19 protein-coding genes are annotated in these 20,066 nt (G+C 62.0%); 4 read left to right on the top strand and 15 right to left on the bottom strand.

Features of this window, described 5'->3' with window-relative positions:
• Positions 1–91 precede the first annotated feature (91 nt).
• Positions 92–1,180, top strand: coding sequence for a chorismate synthase (gene aroC, locus DCO57_RS03705; RefSeq protein WP_116697513.1), 1,089 nt, complete (start codon positions 92–94; stop codon positions 1,178–1,180).
• A gap of 117 nt (positions 1,181–1,297) precedes the next feature.
• Positions 1,298–2,203, top strand: coding sequence for a YghX family hydrolase (gene yghX, locus DCO57_RS03700; RefSeq protein WP_116697512.1), 906 nt, complete (start codon positions 1,298–1,300; stop codon positions 2,201–2,203).
• A gap of 84 nt (positions 2,204–2,287) precedes the next feature.
• Here the strand turns inward: yghX and DCO57_RS03695 are convergent, their stop codons facing one another.
• The 4 genes from DCO57_RS03695 to DCO57_RS03680 all read right to left on the bottom strand — a co-directional run bounded on the left by DCO57_RS03695 (position 2,288) and on the right by DCO57_RS03680 (position 6,607).
• Complete coding sequence (locus tag DCO57_RS03695; protein ID WP_116697511.1) at positions 2,288–2,842, bottom strand: hypothetical protein; 555 nt, start codon at positions 2,840–2,842, stop codon at positions 2,288–2,290.
• Positions 2,843–2,865: 23 nt separating this feature from the next.
• Entirely contained in the window at positions 2,866–4,185 is a 1,320-nt protein-coding gene (gene ribB / locus DCO57_RS03690) for a 3,4-dihydroxy-2-butanone-4-phosphate synthase (protein WP_116697510.1), read from the bottom strand.
• Positions 4,186–4,246: 61 nt separating this feature from the next.
• Positions 4,247–5,371, bottom strand: a complete 1,125-nt coding sequence (locus DCO57_RS03685; protein WP_116697509.1) for a class I SAM-dependent methyltransferase — start codon at positions 5,369–5,371, stop codon at positions 4,247–4,249.
• Positions 5,372–5,374: 3 nt separating this feature from the next.
• Positions 5,375–6,607, bottom strand: a complete 1,233-nt coding sequence (locus DCO57_RS03680; protein ID WP_116697508.1) for a class I SAM-dependent RNA methyltransferase — start codon at positions 6,605–6,607, stop codon at positions 5,375–5,377.
• A 239-nt stretch (positions 6,608–6,846) separates the two neighbouring features.
• Between DCO57_RS03680 and DCO57_RS03675 the strand changes: the two genes are divergently transcribed.
• Together DCO57_RS03675 and DCO57_RS03670 are read left to right on the top strand one after the other, a co-directional pair.
• A complete protein-coding gene (locus DCO57_RS03675) occupies positions 6,847–8,100 on the top strand; it encodes a PQQ-dependent sugar dehydrogenase (protein ID WP_116697507.1) in 1,254 nt (417 codons plus the stop codon).
• Positions 8,097–8,681 carry a cytochrome c gene (locus DCO57_RS03670; protein ID WP_116697506.1) on the top strand — a complete coding sequence of 195 codons (585 nt, stop codon included), beginning with the start codon at positions 8,097–8,099 and terminating at the stop codon, positions 8,679–8,681. The genes DCO57_RS03675 and DCO57_RS03670 overlap by 4 nt, the downstream gene beginning before the upstream one ends.
• A 109-nt stretch (positions 8,682–8,790) precedes the next feature.
• Here DCO57_RS03670 and DCO57_RS03665 read toward each other — a convergent pair whose 3' ends face one another.
• The 11 genes from DCO57_RS03665 to DCO57_RS03615 all read right to left on the bottom strand — a co-directional run bounded on the left by DCO57_RS03665 (position 8,791) and on the right by DCO57_RS03615 (position 19,898).
• Entirely contained in the window at positions 8,791–9,528 is a 738-nt protein-coding gene (locus tag DCO57_RS03665) for a TlyA family RNA methyltransferase (RefSeq protein WP_116697505.1), read from the bottom strand.
• Positions 9,529–9,540: 12 nt separating this feature from the next.
• The gene (locus DCO57_RS24045; RefSeq protein ID WP_268952625.1) at positions 9,541–9,669 is read right to left on the bottom strand and encodes a hypothetical protein; all 129 of its coding nucleotides are present in this window, start codon (positions 9,667–9,669) and stop codon (positions 9,541–9,543) included.
• 31 nt (positions 9,670–9,700) lie between these two features.
• Positions 9,701–10,327, bottom strand: a complete 627-nt coding sequence (locus DCO57_RS03660) for an SCO family protein (protein ID WP_116697504.1) — start codon at positions 10,325–10,327, stop codon at positions 9,701–9,703.
• 23 nt (positions 10,328–10,350) lie between these two features.
• Complete coding sequence (locus tag DCO57_RS03655) at positions 10,351–10,887, bottom strand: copper chaperone PCu(A)C (protein WP_116697503.1); 537 nt, start codon at positions 10,885–10,887, stop codon at positions 10,351–10,353.
• Positions 10,888–10,922: 35 nt separating this feature from the next.
• Positions 10,923–11,318 (bottom strand): hypothetical protein, encoded by a 396-nt coding sequence (locus DCO57_RS03650; RefSeq protein ID WP_133192622.1) that lies wholly within the window; start codon positions 11,316–11,318, stop codon positions 10,923–10,925.
• Positions 11,319–11,381: 63 nt separating this feature from the next.
• Entirely contained in the window at positions 11,382–12,818 is a 1,437-nt protein-coding gene (locus tag DCO57_RS03645) for an MFS transporter (protein ID WP_116697501.1), read from the bottom strand.
• 186 nt (positions 12,819–13,004) lie between these two features.
• Positions 13,005–14,966, bottom strand: a complete 1,962-nt coding sequence (dxs, locus tag DCO57_RS03640) for a 1-deoxy-D-xylulose-5-phosphate synthase (RefSeq protein WP_116697500.1) — start codon at positions 14,964–14,966, stop codon at positions 13,005–13,007.
• Positions 14,967–15,489: 523 nt separating this feature from the next.
• Positions 15,490–16,458 carry a hypothetical protein gene (locus DCO57_RS03630; RefSeq protein ID WP_133192621.1) on the bottom strand — a complete coding sequence of 323 codons (969 nt, stop codon included), beginning with the start codon at positions 16,456–16,458 and terminating at the stop codon, positions 15,490–15,492.
• A gap of 526 nt (positions 16,459–16,984) precedes the next feature.
• A complete protein-coding gene (locus DCO57_RS03625) occupies positions 16,985–17,233 on the bottom strand; it encodes an exodeoxyribonuclease VII small subunit (RefSeq protein ID WP_116697497.1) in 249 nt (82 codons plus the stop codon).
• A gap of 137 nt (positions 17,234–17,370) precedes the next feature.
• Positions 17,371–18,300 carry a histone deacetylase family protein gene (locus DCO57_RS03620; protein ID WP_116697496.1) on the bottom strand — a complete coding sequence of 310 codons (930 nt, stop codon included), beginning with the start codon at positions 18,298–18,300 and terminating at the stop codon, positions 17,371–17,373.
• Between the two features lie 602 nt (positions 18,301–18,902).
• Positions 18,903–19,898: an L-threonylcarbamoyladenylate synthase gene (locus tag DCO57_RS03615; protein WP_116697495.1), complete on the bottom strand. Its 996-nt coding sequence runs from the start codon at positions 19,896–19,898 to the stop codon at positions 18,903–18,905.
• Between the last annotated feature and the right edge of the window lie 168 nt (positions 19,899–20,066).

Here is a 20,066-nt window from a genome sequence, read left to right as displayed (position 1 = left end):
CTCCCGGGGGCGGTGGAAGGACTTGAGCTTCCCTGCAGTATGGCGTATCGCTCGGCGCCTGACATTTTTCACGTGAGATCGGTAGCCGTTCATGTCGCACAACAGTTTTGGGCATTTGTTCCGGGTCACAACCTGGGGGGAGAGTCATGGTCCCGCAATCGGTTGTGTCGTCGATGGCTGCCCGCCTCTGATCCCGCTCACGGAATCCGATATCCAGGGCTTCATGGACCTGCGCAAACCCGGCCAGTCCCGCTTCACGACACAGCGGCGGGAAGCCGATGAAGTGAAGATCCTGTCTGGCGTCATGGTGGATGAGGACGGCATCCAGAAGACGACGGGCACGCCGATATCGTTGATGGTGGAAAACACCGACCAGCGCTCCAAGGACTATTCGAAGATCAAGGACCGCTACCGTCCGGGCCATGCCGATTTCACCTATGATGCCAAATACGGTATCCGCGACTACCGGGGCGGCGGGCGCTCGTCCGCGCGCGAGACCGCCATGCGGGTCGCTGCCGGTGCCGTCGCCCGCAAGGTGGTTCAGGGCGTGAGTATCCGCGGCGCACTTGTCCAGGTCGGTCCGCACAGGATCGATCGCGGCAACTGGGACTGGGACGAGATCGGCCGGAACCCGTTTTTCTCGCCCGATCCCCAGGCGGCTGCCCTGTGGGCCGACTATCTGGACGGCGTCCGCAAGGCGGGATCGTCTGTCGGTGCGGTCATTGAGGTCGTCGCCGAAGGGGTTCCAGCAGGTTGGGGCGCGCCGGTCTACGGCAAGCTCGACACCGATCTCGCCGCGGCGATGATGTCGATCAATGCCGTGAAAGGTGTCGAGATCGGCAACGGGTTTGAGGCGGCAAGCCTGACCGGGGAGGACAATGCCGACGAGATCCGCCTGGACAATGCCGGACGGCCCCGGTTCCTGTCCAACAATGCGGGCGGAGTCCTGGGCGGAATCTCGAGTGGCGATCCGGTGGTCGTGCGCTTCGCGGTCAAGCCGACCTCCTCGATCCTGACCGAACGCAAGTCCATCACCCGTCAGGGCGAGGAAGTCGACGTGAAAACCACCGGGCGGCACGATCCATGCGTCGGAATCCGGGCGGTTCCGGTCGGCGAGGCCATGATGGCCTGCGTGCTGGCCGATCACTTTCTGCGCCACCGGGGGCAGGTCGGCTCCTGAGCCGAGGTGTGCCGGTTACATATTGTTACAATTCTGCAGAGCCGCGTGCTGGACCTCCGTCGGTATTCTCCTAAGTTACTCAGGCATGCAGAGGCTCGAGTAGTTAGGAGTGACGACATGAATGAAATGACACCCGTCCGCCGTATGACGGCGAAGGATTTTCCGCAGGAACTTCTGGACCTTTATGATTTCTATGCGCACGGCAGGATAACCAAGCGCGAGTTTCTCAGTGGGGCCGCGAAATTCGCCGTTGCCGGTGTGACCGCCGCGATGCTGCTTGACCAGCTGTCCCCCGACTACGCCCTTGCCCAGCAGGTGGCTCCCGACGATGCGGATATCGTCACCGAGCGCATCACCTATCCTTCTCCCAACGGTCACGGCGAGGTCAACGGGTATCTGGTGAAGCCGGCCGGGGCCACCGGCAAGCTTCCCGCCGTCCTGGTGGTGCATGAGAACCGCGGTCTGAACCCCTATATCGAGGACGTCGCCCGCCGCCTCGGCAAGGCCGGCTTCATGGCGCTGGCGCCGGACGGACTGACGTCGGTCGGTGGATATCCGGGAACGGATGACAAGGGCCGCGAGCTGCAGCGCACGGTTGACGGCACGAAGCTGATGAACGACTTCTTCGCCGGATTTGAATATCTGCTCCACCGCGACGACAGCACCGGCAAGGTGGGAGCGGTCGGATTCTGCTACGGCGGCGGTGTGGTCAATGCGATCGCGGTGGCCTATCCGGAGATGGCCGCGGCCGTGCCGTTCTACGGACGCCAGCCCGACCCGGCGGACGTGGCGAAAATCCAGGCCCCGCTGATGCTGCAATATGCGGAACTGGACGAGCGTATCAATGCCGGCTGGCCGGCATATGAAGAAGCGCTCAAGGCTGCGGGCAAGGATTATGTCGCCTATGTCTACCCGGGCGTGAACCACGGTTTCCACAATGACACCACGCCGCGCTACGACGAGGAAACGGCAAAGCTTGCGGAAGAAAGAACGATCGAGTTCTTCAAGACCAACCTGATGTAGGGGAGAGTGGCGGCAGCTCGTTCGCGCTGCCGCCGCCTGCCTCCGGCCTGCGTTCGGGCGAGCCGCAACGCCGCCTGATCGAATTCAGACAAACTTGAAGGCGCGGATGCGATCCAGGATTTCGTCGGGGTCGGCGGCAAGGGTATGCAGGTCTATGGCAATCAGCTCCCGGCCATGTTCGCGCCGCGACCGCTTCCAGTTCCGTTTCATGTATTTTTTCCAGAACGGAGCCGACTGGGCCCGGGTGACCGCGTTGTCGAGGGGACGGGTCAGCAGCACGTCCAGCCGGACCTGTTCGACATTTCTGACGGTTTTGCGTTTGACGTCTGTCATCCGGATGGCTGACCAGTCAATGAAACCGATCCGTTCGACGTAAAGACCCTCCTCGTTGGCGCCGAGCTGCGGTTTGCCCCTTTCGATCATCGGATAATGCCAATAGGCAATCACGATGGGAGCCGCTGCGGCCATCGCCAGCAGGTAAATCCCCGTAAAGGCGCTGATTGCGGCGAAAACAACGCCAAGCACGAGGCATCCGTAAAATATGACTTCGCTCTGACTTCGGTTGAAGCTGACCGTGAATGGCATCGCCGCTTCGTGTTCACTGTCTTCCGGTTTTTGCGCCTCTTTCCCAGTCGCCATGAATGACTACCTCTCGAGAGACCTCAGGTATCGAGGATCTCCGTCTCATCAATTTTGATGTCGAACCCCTCCAGCCCCACGTAATGCCGTTCACGCGTGGCCAGGAGGCGAATTGAGCTGACACCCAGATCCTTGAGGATCTGTGCACCCAGTCCAACCTCTCGCCATTGTTCCTGTCTAGCTTGCGCGGAGCTGTGGTCCTCGTTTCCGTCGCCATCGTAATCGGATCGGGTGCGCCTGGACTGCTGGGCGACACCGACCGATCCCTCGCGCAGATAGACGATCACACCCCTGCCGCGATCCGCGAAATGTTTCATGATCTGGTCGAGCGGCCTGTTGCCGCCGAAGACGTCATCGAGAACGGATTCCAGCTGCAGGCGTACCGGCACACTGCGGCCGTCGAGAATGTCGCCGTAGACGATGGCAAGGTGGTGCATCGGATCGTAGGGCGTGGAATAGGTCATTGCATAGGCGGTGCCGGCGGCGGTTTCGACCGGTTGTTCGTTGATCCGCTCCACCAGCCGTTCCGTGCGCTGGCGCCAGGCGATCAGGTCGGAGACGGAAACCATCTTCAGATCGTGTTCGGCCGCGAATTCGGCAACCTGCTGGCCGCGCTTGACGGTGCCGTCGTCATTGACAAGTTCGCTGATGACGCCGACCTGTTCCAGACCGGCGAGGCGGCACAGGTCGACGGCGGCTTCCGTGTGGCCCGAGCGGATCATTACCCCGCCTTCCTTCGCGACCAGCGGGAAAATATGCCCCGGCCGCACGAAGTCGTCGGCCCCGACATTGGAATTGGCGAGCGCCCTGACCGTGGAGCAGCGTTCTTCGGCGGAAATGCCCGTCGACAGTCCGTGCCGGTAATCGACGGAAATGGTAAAGGCGGTCGATAGCGGCGCATCGTTTTCCGCGACCATCGGGTCGAGCCGCAGGCGACGCGCCTGGGCCACCGTCATCGGGGCACAGATGATCCCGGATGTGTGCCGCACCATGAAGGCCATTTGCTCTGGCCTGATCTTGGAAGCGGCAACGATCAGGTCCCCTTCGTTCTCACGGTCGTCATCATCGGTCACGACCACCATTTCACCACGTTCAAATGCACGGATTGCTTCTGCGACACGGGCCTGGGACACGGGATGCTCCTTGGTTGTAGACAGTCCGAGAAAGTCGTTTGGAGTGACCTCGCCGTTCGTGGCGATGGCTATTTTGCGGGCCATGTCCCGCGAGACCCACACATTGGGGTCATTGCATAAAGCCGTTACGGAGGCGGGGGACAGGTTGGCGCGGCGCGCGAAGGCGCTGCGGCTTTCTCCGGTCTGCAAGAGCCATTGATCGAGTCTCATGCGACAGGATATAGCCCTGTTCGACTTCAGTCTCAAGAGAAGTCAGGTTAAAAATTCAGTGTCACTGAACGGAGTGACCGCTTTTCCGGAATTCCGCCACACGCGATACGAAGGCAGGCACCATCCAGCTCTCTTGCAGGTCGTTGTCCGCACATAGTCCCGTCAGGTCTTCACGGAGATAGGATGTAAAATAGGGTTCGTGAAAAAGCTGCGGAAAGACCGACAGAAGTCCGTCATAGGCCGGCACGTCTCCGGTCTGCAGGCTGTCGACAAAGAGGAATGATCCCCCCGGCTTCAATACCTGCGCCACCTCGGCGATCACCTGCCTGCGGATTCTTGGCGGCAGTTCGTGAAACAGGAATACGCAGGAGACGACATCGAGGGAGTTGTCCGCGAACGGCAGGTCCTCGGCCATGGCGGTCACGTAGCTGGCGCGCCTGGATGGGGTCCGTTCCCGCGCGACCTTCAGATAAGGTTCCGACAGATCCAGTCCGGTTCCCCTCAGACGCGGGAAGGCGGCAAGGGCAGGGTGCAGCAGCCCGCCTGTGCCGCAGGCAAGATCCGCATAGGCAACCTTGCGCTGGTCCTTCTTGCGCAGGATCTCCGCAAACGGCACAAGCGCGCGGCGGCGCATGGCGGCCGTTGCGCCGGAAAACAGCACGTCGACCTGGAAATCGTAGAGCCTGGCGCTGTCTTCGGAGAGCCAGCCATCGGTCTGGAAATGAAAATTCTGGCGATAGTAACGCGGCAGGGCGTCCGCAAGGCCCTCTGTGCGACCATTTACTTCCTGATGCGCGCCCGTTGCCCGCCGGCGCGCGACATCCGGCACGTCCCTGAAAAAGGCCCGGCTGGTGGCGATGAGCTCGCGCGGCGACATGGTGCCGTCCGTGGGCATCGGATAAAGACCGTCCTCGACGGCCCGCAGATCCTCGGCAAACAGTCTGACGATATCCGCCAGCATGCGCCGCTGCCCGGGCAGGGGCCCGTCGGGTACGACTTCGGGCGTATCGGGAAGGTCTTTCTGCAGCCGACGGTTCATGCGGCGCATGACTTCGGAGTGCAGCGTGTACAGGGCAACCCGGCTGCCTTGCTGCAGCGTGTAGCGTGAAAGACGGGCAAGAGACAGGAGAGGCGGACGTCCGCGGGAGCCCCGGGAAGGCCTGGAATCATCGTCCGCCGCACGCATGGCTCACTCCCTGTTCAAGACTGCCACCACCTCAATATGGGGCGAAAACCTGAACTGGTCCACCGGTGTGACGCTTTGCAGCGCATAGCCGCCGTCGATCAGGACCTTCAGGTCGCGGGCGCATGTTGCCGGATTGCAGGAAACGGCGACGATGGTCCTGACCTTGGACAGGGCCAGTTGTTCCACCTGGGCCTGCGCACCGGCCCGCGGTGGATCGAAGACAACCGCCTCGAAGGAGTCCAGTTCATCGCGCACGAGCGGGCGGCGCGACAGGTCGCGCCGCTCGAAGGTCACCTTCTTCAGGCCCTGCGGCTTGCGCAGCGCCTTGTCGAAGGCTGCCATGGCCGCCGCATCGCCCTCGACCGCATGGACATTGGCGCGTCTTGCCAGGCGCAGCGCGAATGTGCCGGCGCCCGAATACAGGTCGGCCACCGTCTTGGCCTTGCCGACGCCTGCCAGCACCAGCCGGGACAGGGCCTCTTCCGCAGCAAGCGTCGCCTGGGTGAAGCCGCCGGGCGCGGCCACCAGGCCGACCCCGCCCATGTCGAGCATCGGCGGGCGGATCTCGAGGATCACTTCTCCGTTCACGGACAGGCGGGCGAGATCGAGTTCGACCGATTTTTGCGAAAGGGCGGGAATCTTGCGGTCATAGCCCTTGTCGGCCTTGTCGACGGCAACGTCCAGACCGGCGGTCGTGTTCAGAACGGTCAGGCGCAGTTCGCCCTTTTTCGGCAGGACTTCCGCCGCGAGGGACTTCAGTCCGGGAAGGGCCCTGACGATGGCGGGATCCAGAACCGGGCATTCGCTGATATCGACCAGCCGGTGGCTGGCCTTCTGGTGATAGCCGAGCAGCGTTTGGCCTCCGGCGCGGCTTGCGGTGAGCACGGCCCGTCGGCGTCCGCCTTCGGTCGCGGCAACCGTGTCCGCCACCGGAAACTCGATGCCCCGGTCGCGCAGCGCGTTCACCACAAGACCGCGTTTCCACTCCAGATAGGGCTTGTCCGCCAGATGCTGCATCGTGCAGCCGCCGCAGGCTTCGTAATGCCTGCACACAGGCGCGATCCGCTCCGGAGAGGGACTTTCGACAACCGCGTCCAGGGCGCGGCCGTTTTCGACCCTTGCCCGCACGATTTCCCCCGGCAGCGCGCCCTCGACATAAACCGGGCCGTTTTCGGTCCGCGCGACGCCGTCGCCGCGGTGACCGAGTTCCGTAATTGTCAGCTCTCTCTCACTCATGGCAGAGCGATAGCGTCAAGCGGATGAATGAGCAAGCCGTTTGAGGGCAAGGCGGAAGAGGGGGGGCGGCGGCCCTGAGTCGGGCCTTGGTATATTTAACCTGAGAGAACAGGTGTTTTTCAGGTTGCGAATTGCGCGAAATGCAAACGGGCGTTGATGTGCTCGGGATAAGCACCTAGCATCGATTGCGTCAGGAAAGGACAACAGAGATCTATCGCCCTGACATCTGGGAGGAAAGCATGAAGACAACCTTGACGACACTGGCTGCAATGTCGCTGTTCGCCGGAACGGCGCTTGCGCAAACCGCGGGCTTGCCGGACAATCTGGCGAAACTGGGCGCTTTCAAGACAACGGGGGTCATGGATTTCACCGTTGTCGAACAGACCGGCCCATTTGCCGACGGTATCAGGAAAAATCTCGAGCGGATCACGTTGCCCGACGGGTTCAAGATCGAACTCTATGCGGTCGTACCGGATGCGCGTCACATGGCGGTCGGTCCCCAGGGGATCGTGACCTTCGTCGGTACCCGTAAGACCGAAGTCTGGGCGGTTACCGATCGCAACAAGGACCGGGTGGCGGATGAGGTGAAGAACTTCGCTCCGTCCCTGACCAAGGCGATCCCGAACGGGCCCTGTTTCACCAAGGACGGCTTCCTGATCATCGCCGAACAGAACCGCGTGTTGCTCTATCCCGCAGCCGAGTTCTTTTATGAGAGCCCCGACGTGGTGGCCGTGCCGATCGTTCCGGGTGGCGAGTTAGTTCCGCCGGATGAGGAGAGCTACAACCACACCGCCAGGGTCTGCAAGATCGGCCCGGACGGTAAGCTCTATATCTCGCTTGGCCAGCCTTTCAACGTCTTCGCGCCCGAGAAGATGGACACTTATGCCGAATACGGCATGGGCGGCATCATCCGGATGAACACGGATGGATCCGATCGCGAGGTCTACACCCGGGGAATACGCAACTCGGTCGGGCATGACTTCCATCCGGTGACCGGCGACCTGTGGTTCACCGACAATCAGGTTGACGGAATGGGGGACGACATTCCTCCGGGCGAGCTCAATCATCAGACGGAAGCCGGACAGCATTTCGGCTTTCCCTGGTATGGCGGCGGGAATGTCCGCACCAATGAGTACAAGGATTCCGAGCCGCCGGCAGATGTCGTGTTTCCCGCCGTGGAAATGACGGCCCACGCCGCCGATCTCGGCATGACCTTCTACTCTGGCAAGATGTTCCCGGAGAAGTACAAGAACGCGATCTTTTCGGCCCAGCACGGTTCGTGGAACCGGACGACGCCGGTTGGTGCGCGCGTCATGGTTACCTTCATGGATGACGAGGGCAACGCGACCAGTGAACCCTTCGCCGAAGGCTGGATCGACGAGAACGACGAATATCTCGGCCGGCCGGTGGACGTCGCGCAACTGCGGGACGGATCGCTTCTGGTCTCCGACGATCTGGCCGGTGCGATCTACCGCATCAGCTACGGCGAATGATGCGTATCGTGATCCTGAGCCTCGGCGTGGTCGTCCTCGCCGGGGCCCTTCAGGCCGCTGACTTTCCGAACGGCGATCCGCAAGCCGGCAGAAAGCTGGCGGGGGCGTGCCGGACCTGTCACGGGATTGACGGTTTCGCAAAAATTCCAATCGCTCCGCATATCGGCGGTGAACCGGCCGCCTATATAGATCGTCAGCTCAAGGCCTTTCGCGAGGGGACGCGCGTCCATGAAATGATGAGTGTCGTGGCCAAAAACCTCGATGACGGGAAAATCGCCGATCTTGCGGCCTGGTATGCCGGACATGAGGTCACCGCAACGCTGACCCTGGACGAAAGCGGCGCCCCTCAGGATTGTGTTTCCTGCCATGGCGTTGATGGTATTGCGGTCATCGAGGATGCGCCCAATCTGGCCGGAGAAAGCAGTATCTATGTCGACACCCAGCTGAAAGCCTTTCGAACAGGCAAGCGCACCCACGACATCATGAGCGAGGTCGCCGCAGGCATGAGCGATGCGGATATCCGCGCCGCTGCCGACTGGTACGGATCGGTGAAGATCGAGATTACGCCCCTTGGGCGATAGGGGGCGGGAGATGAGTTGGGGGGCGGCGACCGCGCGTTCAAAGCGGAGTTCGTGATATTTTCAAAGCATATTTGTTGTATGGCGAATAGGGGTTGCCTGGGGAGACGTCTCAGGACTTCTTTCCGTAAAGCAGCCACTCGTTGTTGCCGTCTCCGCCTTTGACGGGCGACGGCAGGAGGTCGCCCGCCTGCCAGCCGGAAATCGTCCCGAGCCAGGTCTGCAGGTCTCTGGCCGTTTCTTCCGCGATTCCCGGTTCGACCAGTCCGCCCTTGCCGATGTTGCCCTTGCCGGCCTCGAATTGCGGCTTGACGAGGAACATGCCTTCCGCGCCGGGAGCGGCAAGGTCGAGCGCGGGCGGAAGGGCAAGTTTCAGGGAAATGAAACTGACATCGGAAACGAGCAGGGTCGGGGTATCGCCGTCAAGATGTGCGCGGGTGAGGTCGCGTGCGTTGAGCCCGTCCCGTGCAACCACCCGGGGATGGCCGAGCAGTTTTTCGTGAAGCTGGTCGTGGCCGACATCGATCGCATGCACCTTCAAGGCGCCGCGTTCCAGCAGAACCTGGGTGAACCCGCCGGTGGAAGCGCCGATATCGAGGCAGATCCTGTCCGCCGGGTCGATGCCGAAGCGGGAAAGCCCCTCGATCAGCTTCAGCGCGGCACGGGAGACATATTCCGCCGCCGGATCGTCCACCTGAAGCGCCGCATCCGCGCCGACCTTGCGCGCGGGCTTGGTGCAGACACTGCCGTCCACCTGCACCGTGCCGCGCAGGATCGCGTCCCGTGCGCGGGCGCGGCTGGCGAACAGGCCGGTATCGACAAGATGCTGGTCAAGGCGTTGTTTGGACATGCGCAGCGGGCTTCAGAAGCAGCCGGCGATGGCGGAGATCAGCCGGTCCGCGAACACCCGTTCGCCGGAATACAGCCACAGAAGAACCGAAAGCGCGACGAGGCTCGTCGCGCCGACGGTCAGTCCGATGTAGAGCGGCATGCGCATCGATCCGGTTTGCTCCGCGGCAGGATCAGCTGGAAGCCGGCGCCTTGCCGATCAGGCGGCGAAGCTTCTTCAGCGCGTTTTCCTCATCTTCACCGTAGGCAATGGTGCCGACGAACCGGTTGTCCGCGTCCATCAGGTAAACGGCCGCCGAATGGTCCATCGTATAGTCACCGTCGTCAAGCGGCACTTTCTTCGCGTAGACCCGATAGGCCTTGATGATCGCATCGATCTGTTCCCGCGACCCGGTCAGCGGTGTGATGCGCTTGTCGAAGGCCCAGACATAATCGCGCATCACCTCAGGCGTATCCCGTTCCGGATCCACCGTCACGAAGGCATAGTTGAGCTTGGCCGCATCCTCGCCGAGAGCCTCCATCCAGCCCTGCAGTTCGGCCAGGGTGGTCGGGCACACGTCGGGGCAATAGGTGAAGCCGAAGAAGAACAGCGACGGTTTGCCGGCGAAGGTCTGGTCCGTGACCGTCTCGCCATCGCCATTGATCAGTTCGAACGGCCCGCCGATGGCGCTGAGCGGTTCGATCAGGGCACCGGAATTCTGGTTGCCCGCCGTTTGCTGATAGACCAGCACACCGGAAACGACGGCCAGGGCGGCAACTGCCGCCCAAGCCACGTACCGGAAGAGTTTCAGTCCAGACATGGGGTGTCCTCTTCCCGCAATGTTTATTTGTTGTCGTGGTCCATCTTGCTGTGGTCCATTTTGCCATGGCCCATCTTGCCGTGGTCTCCGTGACCGCCTTTCATGGATTTGGCGCCCATCTTGGCCACGTCAAGTTCAACAGCCACGTCACCGGCGGTCTCGAATGTAAGCACCACCGGCACGGTGGTGCCTTCCTTGAAGGGCTGATTCAGTCCCATGAACATGATGTGCAGGCCGCCCGGCTGCAAGGCCACGGTTTCCCCGGCCGGAATCTCGATGCCATTTTCCTTTTCACGCATGGTCATGACACCGTCGGTGACGGCCATTTCATGAAGTTCGACCTTGCCGGCCACGTCGGATGCCGCAGCAATGAGCCGGTCGTCTTCCGTGCCGTTGTTGGTGATCTCGATGAAACCGCCGCCGGCCTTGGCTTTGGGCGGCGTGGCGCGGGTCCAGGCGCTGGTGATGGTCAGGTCGCCGACCTTGTAATCCGCGGCCAGGGCGGAAAGGGAAAAGACCGTGAGAGCCGTCGCAGCGGCGATGGATGTCCAGAGTTTCATTTGCAATGTCCTTGATTTCTGAATTGGGGGTGTTTTCAGATCAAGGAAAGGGGAGGGCCCCGGATGGCGGCTGACCGGATCAGGGGCGGATGGACATCGTCCCGGCCTGCCACTGGCCGTTTGATGGTTGTGGCGGGCACAAGCAGCACAGGCAGCGCAGCGGCACCGGAAAGGCCGGACTGAAGGGCGCAGCCATGGGCGCAGACCGGTCCGCAATGGCAGGCGAGCGGATCGTGAAGGCCCGGCAGGGTCTGCTGCTGGCCGGAGGGCTGGCACAGGCTCGTCAGACCCGCGGCCGCTGCCGCGTCGGGCGAGAGGGCCGACACCAGCACGAGCAGGCAGAAACGCATGGCAAAGACAAGCGCGGTCAGCGCCACCATCGGGTGACGCTCCATACGGAACGCTTGCATGGGCGTGATACGCGCGGTCATGCTGCGGCTATAGGCTCAAACGCGCCGCATGTCGAGCGGCGAAAGGGCGCAGTCACGGGCACACTACCCGCTCTTTTGCGGTGTTCCGTCGGCATCGCCATCGGGATCTTGCCCGTTGCCCGCATCCGCCGGATCTCCATCCGCCTCCGCCTCCGCCTCCGCCTCCGCGTCGGTCTCGTCGTCTTCGCTGTCGTCCGCGGAAACGGTGTCGAAGTTGTAGATGTCGTCCTCATAGGCCGGGAAGTCCTCGGGCGCGATGACATATTCTTCCGACTCCGCATCCAGCGGTTCGGCGGAAATGACCGTACCGACCTGGGCTGTGGAAGCGTATTCGAAGTCCGTCTTTTCTTCCGCCGAAAGCGCGTCGCGAGTGAGGACGCGGGTCAGGATGAAGGCGACCATCACCACATTGACCACGACGATCATGATGTAGAGACCGGACGGCCCGGTCCTGCTCATGATCAGCGAGGCGATCAGCGGTCCGGCGATGGAGCCGATTCCGAAGGAAAGCAGCATGCCGGAGGAGGTCTCGACAAAATCCTCGTGGGCCGCGTGGTCGAAGGCATGGGCAACCGCAATCGCATAGAGCGGCTGGCAGAACATTCCCACAATCATGGCGCTCAGGATCGCGAACTGGAACTCCTTGGGCGCAAGGAGCACGATCGCCAGGGCGACGGTGGCCGTTCCGCTCCCCAGTCCGGCCAGGACAAGACGCCGGTCGAGCTTGTCCGAGAGCCGGCCGACAGGCCACTGGGCGATCAGGCCGCCGCCGATGATCGCGGCGGCGTAGAAGGCGGACTGATTGCTCGACAGGCCGATCTGCGATCCGTACAGCGGCGACAGGGTCAGCAGGGCGCCCTGCGAACAGCCGATGAACAGAACGCCGACAAATGCGGCGGGAGAGTTCCTGTAAAGCTGTGCCGGACGGAAGCGCACAAGCGTGATGGGTGCGGGCTGGTTGGAGGTGGTCAGTGCGACCGGCATCACCGCAAGGCTGACCATCACCGAGGCAACGGCGAAGGGCAGGAAGGTGGATATGTTCATCGTGGCGATGGAGACCTGTCCCATCATCAGGGCGCCGAACAGGATGAGAATATAGACGGACATCACCGTGCCGCGGTTTTCGTTCGTTGCGGTCTCGTTGAGCCAGCTTTCCACGATCATGTAGAACCCGGCGAGGCTGAAGCCGGCGATCATGCGGATGATCATCCAGGCATAGGGATCGATGAGCACCGGGTGCAGGATCGCCGCTGCGGACATCAGGGAGACAAGCGCGGCGAAGGCGCGGATGTGGCCGGCCCGCATGATCAGCAGCGGCGCGCCGAGGCAGCCGATCACCATGCCGAAGAAATAGGCGGAGGAGACCAGACCGATCTCGAAATCGGAGAAGTAGTACCTGTCGGCCGCCAGGGGCAGCAGGGTCGTCTGCAGGCCGTGGCCGAAAATCAGAAGGGCAACGGACAACAATAGAGCGGACACGGAAAGAAGCGTCTGAGCCACGGCTGCCTCCTGAAGATCTGGAATAAAACAAAGCGCCGGTTTGAACCGACGCGTTTTATTCTGTCATCCAGCCTTTTCAGGTAAGGGAGCCCGTGTCAATCAGCTTCTCTGCGCCCTCCCCACGCAAACCCGGGCAGGACGCTTTTGTCACTTGCCGTGCCGCTTTGACAGCCGGGAACCGGCTGTTCAGGCCCGCTGCGGCGCGCTCAGGGCCGACGTGCCAAGGGCGGTGAAGACGGTTTTCATGATGCCGTCGCAGTCAAGACCGGCCCTTGCGTACATGGCCTCCGGCTTGTCGTGATCGAGATAGGCATCCGGCAGGGCGAGGGTGCGCACCTTCAGGCCGTTATCCAGGAGACCTTCTTCGGCAAGTCTGGTCAGCACATGGCTGCCGAACCCGCCTGGGGCGCCTTCCTCGACGGTCACGAGGACTTCGTGCGAGCGCGCAAGGCGTCGGATAAGATCCATGTCCAGCGGCTTGGCGAAACGGGCGTCTGCGACGGTGGTCGAAAGACCGGCGGCGTCCAGTTCGTCGGCCGCCTTCAGGCACTCGCTCATCCGGCCGCCGAAACTGAGAAGCGCGACCTTCGTGCCTTCCCTGCGGATGACACCCTTGCCGATCTCGAGGACACTGCCGCGTTCCGGCATCTCCAGGCCGGTGCCTTCGCCACGCGGATAGCGGAAGGAAATGGGACCCTCGTCATAGGCGACAGCAGTTGCCACCATGTGCCGGAGCTCCACCTCGTCGGCCGCCGCCATGACGACGAACCCGGGCAGGCAGGAGAGGAAGGCGGTGTCGAAGGCTCCCGCATGGGTCGGGCCGTCGGCCCCCACCAGCCCGGCACGGTCGATGGGGAAGCGCACCGGCAGTCCCTGGATCGCCACGTCGTGGATCACCTGATCATAGGCGCGCTGCAGGAAGGTGGAATAGATGGTGGCGAAGGGTTTGAAGCCTTCGGTCGCCAGACCGGCGGCGAATGTCACCGCATGCTGCTCGGCAATGCCCACGTCGAAGGTGCGCTCCGGGAAGGCCTCGCCGAAGAGGTTCAGGCCTGTCCCGTCCGGCATGGCCGCGGTGATCGCGACAACCTTGTCGTCGGTCTCCGCTTCCTTGATCAGGGACGTGGCGAACACATTGGTGTAGCTCGGCGCGTTCGCCTTCGGTTTGGCCTGCTTGCCGGTCACCACGTCGAACCTGGCGACGCCGTGATACTTGTCCCTGGCCCCTTCCGCCGGGCCGTAGCCCTTGCCTTTCTGGGTGACCGCATGGATCAGCACGGGCCCCTGATGGGTGTCGCGGACATTCTTCAGGATCGGCAGAAGATGCTCCAGATTATGTCCGTCCACCGGGCCGACGTAATAAAAGCCCAGTTCCTCGAACAATGTGCCGCCGGTCCAGAACCCGCGGGCATATTCCTCCGCCCGGGCGGCCTTTTCGAACAGCGGCTTGGGCAGATTCTTGACGATGTTCTTCGCCGCGCCGCGCAGGGACTGGTAGGTGGGGCCCGAGACCAGTTTCGCCAGATATGCGGACATGGCTCCGACGGGGGGCGCGATGGACATGTCGTTGTCGTTCAGGATGACAATCAGCCGCGATCCGAGATGACCGGCATTGTTCATCGCCTCATAGGCCATGCCCGCGGACATGGCGCCGTCGCCGATCACCGCAATCACATTGTTGTCGCCGCCCTTGAGATCGCGGGCCGCGGCCATTCCCAGGCCTGCCGAAATCGAGGTGGAAGAATGTGCCGCGCCGAAGGGGTCGTAGATGCTTTCCGCGCGTTTGGTGAACCCGGACAGCCCGTCGCCCTGACGCAGGGTGCGGATGCGGTCACGGCGCTCCGTCAGGATCTTGTGCGGATAGCACTGATGGCCGACGTCCCAGATGATCCTGTCGTCGGGCGTGTCGAACACATAGTGAAGCGCGACGGTCAGCTCCACAACGCCGAGCCCGGCTCCCAGATGGCCGCCGGTAATCGACACGGCGTCAATTGTCTCAGTGCGCAATTCGTCGGCAAGCTGCTGAAGATCGGCTTCGTCCAGCCCGCGCAGATCCGCGGGTGAGGCAACCTTGTCGAGAAGGGGCGTATGGGGTTTTGAAGTCACGCTGCAGACGGCTCCGGGAGTTGAAACATGGCGGGCAGGCATACACCAACCGTATATAGGGCGCAAACGCGTGTGAAGGAATGTGCCACAATGCCCATGATTCCGGAGTGCCGCAGGCCGCGATCCTGTCCGTCACCCTTGCCGTCGGGAATCTGCCCGGAACGGAAATGGATTACGCTCTGACGCCAAACGGCGCCGGGTTCACCGCTGCGCCCCTGCATCCGCCAACGGGTCAAGGGAGGCCGTGTGCGGGAGGCCTCGAGCATGGTGACAGCAGCTGCATTTAGGGGTTGGATTGTGAAATTCATGCAACTTTCTTCGAAATTCCCTTTTGTCACCCTTTTGGGTGATGCATCTGTTCCGGATCTGTCTTAATGGATTTGCCGTGGTCGATGGGGCCACGTGCACAGTGATCAACTCGGGGTCGTATTTATGCGGCCCCGTTTTTTTGCGCAGACCGTCTCCAGGGAGCGCGAATCTGTCCGGATCCGGCGCGAAAATCACCCGAAACCGCGCTGGAAACCGTGCAGAACGCAGCCGTCTGGCTCTGCCGTTCTGTGCCGGTTCAGAACAGGCTTGCCAGCTTGTGAACCAGCCTTGCCAGCTGAAGTTGCGTATGCGCACCGGTTTTCTCGTAGATGCGGCGCAGATGCGTCTTGGCCGTGTTGCGCGTGATGCCGAGATGGTCCGCAGTGGCGTTCATCGAACCGGTCATGGTCAGATGTCTTGCCAGATGGGCTTCCGACAGGGACAGGTCGTAATGGTCGTGGAGGATGCTCTCGACATCCTCCGACAGCGGGGTGGTCTCGGCGATGCGGATCAGGAAAAACGGCCGCACGATTTCGCCTGACCCGTAAGCGGGCGGGGCGACGGTTTGAATGGACACCCGTTTGGGGCAGCCATTCCTGCCCGTGATATAGACCGACGGGGTTTTCCGTGGCGGGTTCTCGTGATCCGACACGAGCAACTGCAGCGCGGTTTCGATCTGCCTGTTGTTGACCTGCAGCTTGCGGCCCGCTCCGGTGGCCAGCCCCAGCTCCTCCAGCATTTTCAGCGCCGCCGGGGTCTGGACCAGTATCTCCCGTTCGAAATTGACAAGGATCGCGGGGGTGCCCAGGGCGGACAGCAGGGTGCGGTGAACCTGGATCAGCGACCGCTCCTGTTCCAGCCTCAGATAGCCGTGCAGGCCGGGCGTCAGCGCCTTGACCATCGTCTCGAATGTTTCGAACGCGACGGTGGTGTCGATTGTGTCCGGGGTATGAGCCGTGAACAGACACGCGAACAGGATCGTTGATTTTTCGGTGCGCCGGAGAGGGGCGACGAGACCGGGGGCACCGGACAGCAGCCTGTGCTGCTGCGCCGTCTCCTCCTGGCAGGCGGTGGGTGGTTCGACCCGGTCCGGATCGTGGACGATCCCCCCGTCCGGTGAGGAAGTACCGTCGGCGCATCCCTTGTCGATCGACGTTTTGCAGTAGGGGTGGAACAGGGACGCTTCGGCGAGCAGAAATTGCAGTGCGCTGCGCCCGTTCGACATCCGGATGTTCTGAAAGACCTCTCCCAGCTGCCGGGCTTGCCGGTGTCTGCCGAACGTCCGCGTCGGATTGCCCTGCTGATCGAATTCCGCGAGAAACGCTCTGCAGTTCAGCTGTTCCTCAATCAGTTCCAGAATAGAATGCCACCCATCAGGCTGTGGCGAGCACTCTAGGATGCGAAGAAGTAGTTTTGCTTCGCCTGATTTGCTGAGTTCGGGCATGATGCGCTTTGTCTACTAATAATTACATACGTTCCCGTGAACTCTCAAATATTTCTACCAATGAATGAATATGGGCGCAATGGAAATAATTACGGAAAACTGAAGTGCCGTGAAGAAATGCTCAGCACCCGTGTAAACTTAATCTGCCTTGTCTTGCTTGCCTTGTGCAAAAAGCAAGTGTCCGGCCAGCATTTCATTCAGGACAAGTGTATCGGACGACCAAAGCTGCGGCACAGTGACGCCGACGCTGCAAATCCGGCGCGCCGCCGGCGCATGTCAACTCGCATGAGCGGCAGAAAAACCGGTTTTACTGGGGATCCAGGGCGCCGGTTCCGGTTGCTTCGCCGTTCTGCCCAAGCTGGATTTTCTCGACTTTCGCTTCGGCGGATTTCAAAAGCGCGTCGCAGTGTTTGCGCAGGGCATCGCCGCGCTCGTACATGTCGATGCTCTTCTCGAGTGGCACATTGCCCTGTTCCAGCTCGCGCACAATGGTCTCCAGCTGCTTGAGCGCCTCCTCGAAGGAGAGGCCGGAAATGTCGTTGGCTGCATCGCTCATCGCTGCTGTCCCCGGTTTCGATTTCAGGATTTCGGTTGCACCTGAAGGGAAACTTGCGGTCCACGCAGCACAGGTCAAGGTTTGATTTCAAATTCCGGTCAATGATCCCCGTGCTTTTGCCGTCCGCCCGGGGAGGCTCAGCCGGTCATGAGCGTCAGCACATGGGCGGCAACGGAACGGGCGAGGCCCTCCAGATCGTATCCGCCTTCCAGGATCGAGACCACGTGGCCGTTGCTGTGCTTGTCGGCAACATCCATGATCGCGCGGGTCGCCCATGCGAAATCGGCCTCCACCAGATTGAGGCCGCCCAGGGGGTCGCGTTTGTGGGCGTCGAAGCCGGCCGAAATGATGATCAGTTCGGGCGCATAGCCTTCCAGGCGCGGCAGGATGATGGCTTCGAAGGCTTCCTTGAAACCCGCGCCGTCCTCTCCTGCGGCAAGAGGCACATTGACCATCGTGTTGGCCCCACCGCTTTCAGACGCCGCACCGGAGCCGGGATAAAGCGGCATCTGGTGGGTCGAGCAATACATCACGTCGGGATCATCCCAGAAGATATCCTGGGTTCCATTGCCGTGATGGACGTCGAAATCGACGATGGCGACCCGTCCGATACCGTGGATCGCCTGCGCATGGCGGGCGGCAACGGCGGCATTGTTGAAGAAGCAGAACCCCATCGCCCGTTCTTTTTCGGCGTGATGGCCCGGAGGCCTGGAGGCGGAAAAGGCATTGTTGACCTTTTTGGTCAGCACTTCGTCAACGGCCAGACAGGCAGCGCCCGTGCCGCGGATCACCGCTTCCCAGGTGCCGGGCGACATGGTCGTGTCGGCATCGACCCTGGAGGTGCCTTCCGACGGAGCCTGCCTGTGAAGGCGGTCGACATAGCTCATCGGGTGTGCCCGCGCGATGTCCTCCAGGGCACCGACAGGGGCAATGTCCCGCTCCAGCGACTGGAATTTTTCATGTTCCAGGATCCGGTCGATGGCGCGGATCCTGTCCGGTCGCTCCGGATGGCCGACCGGCGTCAGGTGATCGAGATACGAGGAATGGTGGAGAAAGAGCGTGGACACTGGGGCGTTTCCGGACGGCTTGTTATGGAGATGACCCTTTGAAATGGGCCTTTCGCCAACCCCTTTTGGCGGTTCCCTATGGACCGGGGCCAGCAGGACCTATCAGAGCGGTCGCCGGAGCGTCTGTCAATTGAAGATGGGAGGGGGCCGAAACGGTCAGGTTTCGGCAGCCGGACAAAAAAAGGGCCGGCAATTAAAGCCGGCCCGTTCAAAGGTGCGAGCACCGTAATGCCCGAGGGGAGGTCCGCTGCATCTCAAATCCAATTACAGACTACGTGATTCCGGTAAGCTTTGGCGAGTTTTTACTGTTAATCGTTTGGGTTGCATTGTTGAAAAGCCGAAAATTGAACTGAAATTATCAAGTAGCATTGACGGAATTGCTTAGTCATATTGACAATGCAAGCCGCTGTGCTTGACCTCTTCAAGGAGGGCGGCAAAACGGCGCACGGGATCGACTGGCCGCGCCCGGGGTTGCGTTCCGCAAGGATAGTTCATGCTGGAGTTGCTGATTTTTAAGGCTTTTTATACGGCTGGTGAATTTTCCGCCACATGCGGTTCTCCGGCGCTGCCGGGGGAAAGCCGGAGCGCGGACGGCTTCCGGTTCAGTCGCGCGGCGCCGCTGCCCGGCGCAGGCGGTCGTTGATCGCCTCGCCCAGCCCAAAGTTGGGGATAAGCTGGACCCGGATGGTGCCGGCGCCGCTCGCATCAAGGGTGCGCATCGCCTGAAACAGGGTGGCGGCGGCTTCCGTGAGATCGCCTGACGGGCTGAGATTGACCTCTGCCAGGGCTTCGGACGCCCCGGGGAGACTGTCCGGGCCGAACGAAAGCAGGCCTTCCTCGGGGTGCACGCGTGAGGCGTTCAGGATCACCTTTGCGTCAGGCGCATAATGCGAGGACAGCATGCCCGGTGCTGCCGGGGCGTCCGCACGCATGTCGCTCGATGCCCCCTGAAGCGGTTCTCCGAGAACCTTCTCGATGGCCTGGCGGGAAATGCCGCCCGGACGCAGCAGGCGCGGCGTGCCGTCACCCAGGCCGACAATCGTCGATTCTATCCCGACCTCGCAGGGGCCGGTGTCGATGACGAAGCTCAGGGACGGACCGAGATCCGCGATGACGTCTTGAGCGCTTGTCGGACTGATCCGGCCCGACCGGTTGGCGCTGGGCGCTGCCAGCGGTCGGCCGATCCTGTCGGACAGGTAGCGCATCACCGGGCCGGAGGGAACGCGCAGCGCAACGGTTTCAAGGCCCGCTGTCGCGAGATCGGAAATCGGACTGGTTCTGCTTTTGGGAACCACAAGGGTCAGCGGTCCGGGCCAGAACGCTTCTGCCAGCGCCAGGGCCTGGGCGTTGAAAATACCGTGATCCGTTGCCGCTTCCAGGGAGGCGACATGGGAAATCAGCGGATTGAATTGCGGTCGTCCCTTGGCTTCGAAGATCTTCGCGCAGGCCACTCCACTGGTGGCGTCCGCGGCCAGGCCATAGACCGTTTCGGTCGGCACGGCGACCAGGCCTCCACTCACCAGTGCAGCGCAAACGGCGGCCGCTTCGGGGGTGTCCTGCCAGTCCCGGGTCTTCAGATCGGGCGTCCAACGCTGCATGGCCGGTCTCTTCTTGACGGTTGCTCCGGTTTTCTCACAAAACGCGTGCACCTGCCGCTGCGATATGGGTTGACGTTTACGTCAACAGGGCTACTGTCCTGTCAAACCGCTGTCTCATGCGCCTTTTGCGGACAAGCATTGCCGCCGTCAAGCTTCGAGCAGGGAAAA

This window comes from Labrenzia sp. 011, from assembly GCF_003075075.1.
Classification (GTDB): Bacteria; Pseudomonadota; Alphaproteobacteria; order Rhizobiales; family Stappiaceae; genus Roseibium.
Note: the sequence above shows the minus strand (reverse complement) of the source record. Positions and strands in the feature narration are given on the sequence as shown.

Coding starts and splice junctions, on each gene's coding strand:
- DCO57_RS03650 (WP_133192622.1), bottom strand. CDS start 11,318: ATGACCGCGCGTATCACGCCCATGCAAGCGTTCCGTATGGAGCGTCAC.
- aroC (WP_116697513.1), top strand. CDS start 92: ATGTCGCACAACAGTTTTGGGCATTTGTTCCGGGTCACAACCTGGGGG.
- DCO57_RS03675 (WP_116697507.1), top strand. CDS start 6,847: ATGAAGACAACCTTGACGACACTGGCTGCAATGTCGCTGTTCGCCGGA.
- DCO57_RS03665 (WP_116697505.1), bottom strand. CDS start 9,528: ATGTCCAAACAACGCCTTGACCAGCATCTTGTCGATACCGGCCTGTTC.
- yghX (WP_116697512.1), top strand. CDS start 1,298: ATGAATGAAATGACACCCGTCCGCCGTATGACGGCGAAGGATTTTCCG.
- DCO57_RS03670 (WP_116697506.1), top strand. CDS start 8,097: ATGATGCGTATCGTGATCCTGAGCCTCGGCGTGGTCGTCCTCGCCGGG.
- DCO57_RS03655 (WP_116697503.1), bottom strand. CDS start 10,887: ATGAAACTCTGGACATCCATCGCCGCTGCGACGGCTCTCACGGTCTTT.
- DCO57_RS03630 (WP_133192621.1), bottom strand. CDS start 16,458: ATGTCGAACGGGCGCAGCGCACTGCAATTTCTGCTCGCCGAAGCGTCC.
- dxs (WP_116697500.1), bottom strand. CDS start 14,966: ATGCCTGCCCGCCATGTTTCAACTCCCGGAGCCGTCTGCAGCGTGACT.
- ribB (WP_116697510.1), bottom strand. CDS start 4,185: ATGAGACTCGATCAATGGCTCTTGCAGACCGGAGAAAGCCGCAGCGCC.
- DCO57_RS03625 (WP_116697497.1), bottom strand. CDS start 17,233: ATGAGCGATGCAGCCAACGACATTTCCGGCCTCTCCTTCGAGGAGGCG.
- DCO57_RS03615 (WP_116697495.1), bottom strand. CDS start 19,898: ATGCAGCGTTGGACGCCCGATCTGAAGACCCGGGACTGGCAGGACACC.
- DCO57_RS03660 (WP_116697504.1), bottom strand. CDS start 10,327: ATGTCTGGACTGAAACTCTTCCGGTACGTGGCTTGGGCGGCAGTTGCC.
- DCO57_RS03685 (WP_116697509.1), bottom strand. CDS start 5,371: ATGCGTGCGGCGGACGATGATTCCAGGCCTTCCCGGGGCTCCCGCGGA.
- DCO57_RS03680 (WP_116697508.1), bottom strand. CDS start 6,607: ATGAGTGAGAGAGAGCTGACAATTACGGAACTCGGTCACCGCGGCGAC.
- DCO57_RS03695 (WP_116697511.1), bottom strand. CDS start 2,842: ATGGCGACTGGGAAAGAGGCGCAAAAACCGGAAGACAGTGAACACGAA.
- DCO57_RS24045 (WP_268952625.1), bottom strand. CDS start 9,669: ATGCCGCTCTACATCGGACTGACCGTCGGCGCGACGAGCCTCGTCGCG.